Origin of the sequence: Exiguobacterium sp. SH31, from assembly GCF_001816105.1 — a bacterium.
GTDB lineage: Bacteria > Bacillota > Bacilli > Exiguobacteriales > Exiguobacteriaceae > Exiguobacterium > Exiguobacterium aurantiacum_A.
In genome coordinates, this window is record NZ_LYTG01000019.1 from 1 (window position 1) to 5,295 (window position 5,295).

General features: G+C 49.8%; 6 protein-coding genes. All 6 read right to left on the minus strand.

Translation table 11 applies throughout. The features are described 5' to 3' along the window. Positions 1–277: 277 nt before the first annotated feature. The 6 genes from dnaI to A6395_RS03015 all read right to left on the minus strand — a co-directional run bounded on the left by dnaI (position 278) and on the right by A6395_RS03015 (position 5,200). On the minus strand, positions 278–1,192 hold the full coding sequence (gene dnaI / locus A6395_RS02990) for a primosomal protein DnaI (RefSeq protein WP_070326949.1): 915 nt from the start codon (positions 1,190–1,192) through the stop codon (positions 278–280). A gap of 28 nt (positions 1,193–1,220) precedes the next feature. Continuing rightward, complete coding sequence (locus A6395_RS02995) at positions 1,221–2,546, minus strand: DnaD domain protein (protein WP_084812916.1); 1,326 nt, start codon at positions 2,544–2,546, stop codon at positions 1,221–1,223. Between the two features lie 42 nt (positions 2,547–2,588). Beyond that, entirely contained in the window at positions 2,589–3,056 is a 468-nt protein-coding gene (nrdR, locus tag A6395_RS03000; protein WP_035385865.1) for a transcriptional regulator NrdR, read from the minus strand. Positions 3,057–3,068: 12 nt separating this feature from the next. Continuing rightward, positions 3,069–3,440, minus strand: a complete 372-nt coding sequence (locus tag A6395_RS03005; RefSeq protein ID WP_071397811.1) for a hypothetical protein — start codon at positions 3,438–3,440, stop codon at positions 3,069–3,071. Between the two features lie 111 nt (positions 3,441–3,551). Next, on the minus strand, positions 3,552–3,938 hold the full coding sequence (gene speD / locus A6395_RS03010; protein ID WP_029595188.1) for an adenosylmethionine decarboxylase: 387 nt from the start codon (positions 3,936–3,938) through the stop codon (positions 3,552–3,554). A 230-nt stretch (positions 3,939–4,168) separates the two neighbouring features. Next, positions 4,169–5,200: a glyceraldehyde-3-phosphate dehydrogenase gene (locus A6395_RS03015; RefSeq protein ID WP_071397812.1), complete on the minus strand. Its 1,032-nt coding sequence runs from the start codon at positions 5,198–5,200 to the stop codon at positions 4,169–4,171. Between the last annotated feature and the right edge of the window lie 95 nt (positions 5,201–5,295).

The window sequence follows — 5,295 nt, forward strand, 5'->3', positions numbered from 1 at the left end:
TAAAAAAAGCCCATCCCTATGAAAGGGACGAGCTTTGATTCTCGTGGTACCACCCTCGTTCCCAAGCTGTAAGCTTGGCTCGAACACACGATAACGAGTGTGAATCGCCGCACGATTGACCCGTGCGGTGCTCCGAGGGAGTAAGTCGATCGGCGTGTTTAGGAAGCTCTCACCATTCTTCCTTCGCTTTGAAACCCGTGACGATGTCTCGTATCCTCTTCTATGCATCAGTTATATGGTTATTAGTATAGTCAACTCGTTCGAGAAATACAATCCTTTACCGACGACGATTTTCGCCTTTCAGCTCGATCTGTGTCGTCGTCGTCGAGATCCGTTGCATGAGCCGCTGTGCTTTCATCTTGTTTTGCGGCGAGCCGTCAATCGAGAAGTGCGTCTCGAGCTCTTCGCTGCTGAAGTTTGAGCTGTAGAGCGTCGGCAGACGATGCATCATGCGGTACTGTAAAATAATCCCGAACAGTTCGTCTCGTACCCACGGGCTGATCGCCTCGGCGCCGATATCATCAATCAACAAAATCGGCACGTGCTGGAACGAGGTCAAAAATGAATCGAACGAATCGGTACGAATTTTCCGCTTCGCTTCCGAGACGAATCCCGGAGCATGGACTAAAATCGTCTCGATATCGGCGACTTTGAGTTCGTTGGCGATCGCGGCTAGCAAGTACGTCTTCCCGACCCCGAAACTGCCGTACAAGTAAAGACCGTTCACTTTTTGACGCGTCTTCATCCCCGAGACGAATCGCATCGCCTCACGGAGTGCGATCTTTCGGGCATCATCCGAATAATCAAACGATTGAAAGCTCGCTTCCCGCACTTCTTCCGGTAAAAATAGGCTCTTGAACTTTCGATCCATCTCTTTTTGACGTCTCGCCTGGCGGTGAGCGACCGTCTCTTCATAGCGGATCGCAATTTGACCGAGATCGACATAAAGGACCGGCTGATGCCCGGGGATGACGGCTTGTTCATCGACAAGTTTCTTCCCGTCCATCTGCTCGGCATATTCGCTCAGTTTCGTAAATCCGACTTCGATCGCCGTCTCGTCGAGTTCTGGATGCGCCTTTAAAAATGTAATGACACCAGGGTGCTCGAGAGTTCGTCTGCGAATCGACTCGTACGCTTCCCGCACTTCTTTACGGTTCATCATCTGGGCGAGCGTCTGATTGATCCGTTCCATGTCGCTCATCCTTTCTCTTTCAGTTCATTCAACAATTTGACGAGTTCCGCGTCATCTGGCACCGATGATTCGAGCGCCTCTTTGCGCTTCTGATCGTAAGACCGTTGCTCTTTCGCATCGTCTTCGAGCCATTTCGGCAACTCGGTCTTGTCTTTCCTCCGTGAACCGACAGTGGTTCTCGACACGGTTTGTTCTTTTTTTCTTCTCGAATAGTATTAAGTTCCTTACGTTTTTTTGCTGATTCTAAAGCTTCCGAAATTGTGGCGTATTCAGCCGTTTTCCAGTTAGCCGCAGCACCAAGAACGTAGTTAAGATTTATCTCTTTTTTTTCTACCTCTATAATATGATAATAGAGGGCATTAATCATTCCCGGTTTCAGCCCTACTGTATCAACCATCTCTATAATAAGTCTTTCGTCCGTCTTAGAAAGTTGTGCCGTCTTTCTTAGTTTTGACACGTACTGACTTGGATGCGTTTCTTCCATGACTTTCACGTCATGCAAGTCGCCGACTTCCGCATTCTCTGTCTCATTCGACTTCACTTTACGATGCCGTGTCTGTTTGCTCTTTAATTGCAACATCATCTGGCGGCAACCGTCGCGTTTCTCTTGTTCAGTCAGAGGCAGATATGCCTCATGAACGAAATACTCTTTCAACATCTCGGCCATCTTTTCTTCGTCAATTTGTGACACGTACGCGAGTTTTGTGATCGTTTCATCCAACTTCTTCGTGAAGAAGCCGACCGGGAAGTTCGTCAGTTTTTTGACGATATCCATATCAAACGTATAGTTGATCTCGATCTTGGCGCGGTCCGGCTTCTCATAATTTTTTTGAGTGAACGCCATCTGGTTGACCCCTTTGACGTCGAACACTTCATTAAAGTCTTTCGTCACTTCGACGATGCCTGCCGGTAACGGGTCGATGGTGAACCGTCCTTGCAACTGCTTGAATCGTACCTCTCCTACTTTATAGAAGAGAAAACTCGATAACAGCCCATCGTTTAGGAACGTGTGGGGCGCGAGCGGAACTCTCAGTTGATAGACGTATTGCGTCAGCCGTGCGTCTTTCGTCTTGTACGTCCGGACGAGGCCGATCGCTTCGAGCCGGAATAGACTGTCCGCCAGTTCGTTGATTGAATAATCGAGCATTTCACACAACGCGCTATGTGATATATAGTTCGACTTCATTTTACCCGGCTTCAATTCACTCCAAAGCGTTTGATACAACGCGAGCGCCTTCACACCGATGACGGGTTGATATAAATGATAAAGTGACTGATAAGACTCGCGATCAATGAGCCCAGTGCTCATGATCAATAGCTCATCAGTCCCGTAAAGAATCCGTTCTTTTTCCATAACGTTTCTCCCCTGAAAAAAGGCGACCAGAAGGCCGCCCCTTTAGTTGGTCGATTTTTCTTGCTTCATTAAATCCTCTAACTCTTTAAAGAACACAGAGATGTCCTTAAACTGTCGATAGACCGATGCGAAGCGGACGTACGCCACTTCATCGACGCGGGCGAGTTCGTTCATGACGAGTTCGCCGACTTGTTCACTCGGGATCTCCGACTGGCCGAGCGCCCGTAACTGTTGCTCGACTTTCGTGACCACACCCTCGAGTTGCTCGAGTGTGACCGGTCGTTTCTCACAGGCGCGAATGATCCCGCGCAGAACTTTCTCTCGACTGAACTCTTCGCGGTTCCCGTCCTTTTTGACGATGATGAGCGGCGTCTGTTCAACCGTTTCAAATGTCGTGAAGCGATAGCCGCACTTTTCACATTCGCGACGGCGTCGAATCGAATAATAATCTTGGACTGGTCGGGAGTCGAGCACCCTCGTTCCGTTATGATCACATTTAGGACAACGCATGCTCAGCCCTCCTTATCGTTCGACAGATTGATTCCCGATGGCACGGAGCGGGAACTTATTTTGTAAAGCATCATAATACGTAGCGACAACTTGTTTCAGGTCCGGACCGAGCATTTGTTCACGATTCATCGTGAAATCGACGGCGGTCCGCCCTCCGTCTACTTGAACGACTGTGGCCAACGCGTCCCAACCGTCCCCGTTAAAGGCGAGCTCGCCTCGCTCGGTGTCGATTCGGCGCACCGTCTGCCCCTCCGTTTTAATTCGTTCATCTAACCATGTCAGTACCGCGTTCGGCGACGTCGCGAAATAGCGCGTGCGCAACGCTTCATTTTTATGCTTATCATCCGTTTGGATATGTGTTTGAAACTTGTCTAGTAATCCCATTGTCCACCTCGACACCTAATTTATATACGTTAAGCATATCAAAATTAACGACTTAACAAAACAATTAAAAGGGCTGACCGAAAATCGGCCAGCCTCAAAAGGTCAATCGGATTATTTGCTGATCGCCACTTGTGCTTCTGGAACACGAATCGGTCCCATACCGCGGTCAAGTTTGACGTCTTCGCGAACTTTCGCTTCTAAGCCTTCAGCAATGTATTGTGAAGCTGTCGCTGGATCGATTCGGTCCCCACATGTGAACACATCGACTGATGCGTAACCATGCTCTGGGAAACTGTGAATCGTTAAATGTGATTCTGAAATGATAACGACTCCACTCACACCGTGCGGCGCGAATTTGTGGAAAGCGACTTCGCGGACTTCAGCGCCCGAGCGAAGTGCTGCATCGACGAACAAGCGCTCGATGTAGTCGATATCGTTCAATTTGTCGGGATTGCACTCCCAAAGTTCTGTAATAATGTGACGTCCCATAGTATCCATATTAGTGGATCCCCCTTTACATCAATGGTCTCAAAGTAGTTGATGATCACTCACTTTGTGCCTGAATCGCCCACAACCACGGGGGCAAGTTAGTCCTAAGAGGTCCTAACCCTTTAAGTTGCGTTTGTCAGACCAATTGAAGTTCACGAGATTGAGTGTATCCTGTTTGGGACGTCGATACAAGCTATTTATTTGAATTCATCAAAATATTTTTGGTGAAATATATTTTCTTAGGCGTGCGTTTCTTGCTGGCCGATTTGCAGGTAGCTCGCCACCATATCCAAAAGATCGACGACGCGGCACGAATAGCCCCATTCGTTGTCATACCAAGCGAGCACTTTGACGTGGTTGCCACCGAGCACCATCGTCGAATCCGCATCGATAATCGAGGAGCGCTCGTCTCCATTAAAGTCGATTGAGACGAGCGGTTCGTTCGAGACACCGAGAATCCCGGTCATTTCTCCGTAAGCGGCCCGTTCGAACGCTTCGTTCACTTCGGCGGCCGTGACGTCACGACGCAGCTCGACGACGAGATCGACGAGCGAGACGTTCGGCGTCGGGACGCGGAGCGCCATCCCGTTCAACTTGCCTTGCAGCTCGGGAAGCACAAGGCCGATCGCCTTGGCTGCCCCGGTCGAAGTCGGTATAATCGAACTGCCACAAGCCCGGGCCCGACGCAAATCTTTATGTGGATTGTCGATATTGTTCTGGTCGTTCGTGTAGGCGTGTACCGTCGTGACGAGTCCCGTCTCGATGCCGAACGTCGAATCGAGCACTTTGACGACAGGTGCGAGGCAGTTCGTCGTACAAGAGGCGTTTGAGATGATATGGTCTTGCTCCGGCATATACTCGCGATCATTGACCCCCATCACGATCGTCCGTAAGTCGCCTTTTCCCGGCGCCGTCAAAATGACTTTCCGCGCCCCGGCCGTCAAATGCTTGCGCGCCCCGACGTCCGAATTGAATTTCCCCGTCGCCTCGACGACGATCTCGACATCTAGTTCTTTCCATGGTAATCGTTCCGGGTCACGCTCTGCGATTAACCGAATCTGTTTCCCGTCGACAACGAGCGTATCCCCATGCGCCCGAACAGTGAGCTCAAACGGCCCATGGACCGTATCGTGTTTGATCAAGTGAGCAAGCGTCTCCGCCGGATAACTCGCATTGATCGCCACGACGTCGTGACGCCCTTCAAGCATCAATTTACGAAACACCATTCTCCCGATTCGTCCAAACCCGTTGATTGCAACTTTCGTCCCCATTCCAGTTCCCCCTTTTTTCTGCGTTACGACACCATTATAACGGAAAAATGGAAGCGTTTTCACTATATGTTGTCACATTTTTATCACTTTTTTAC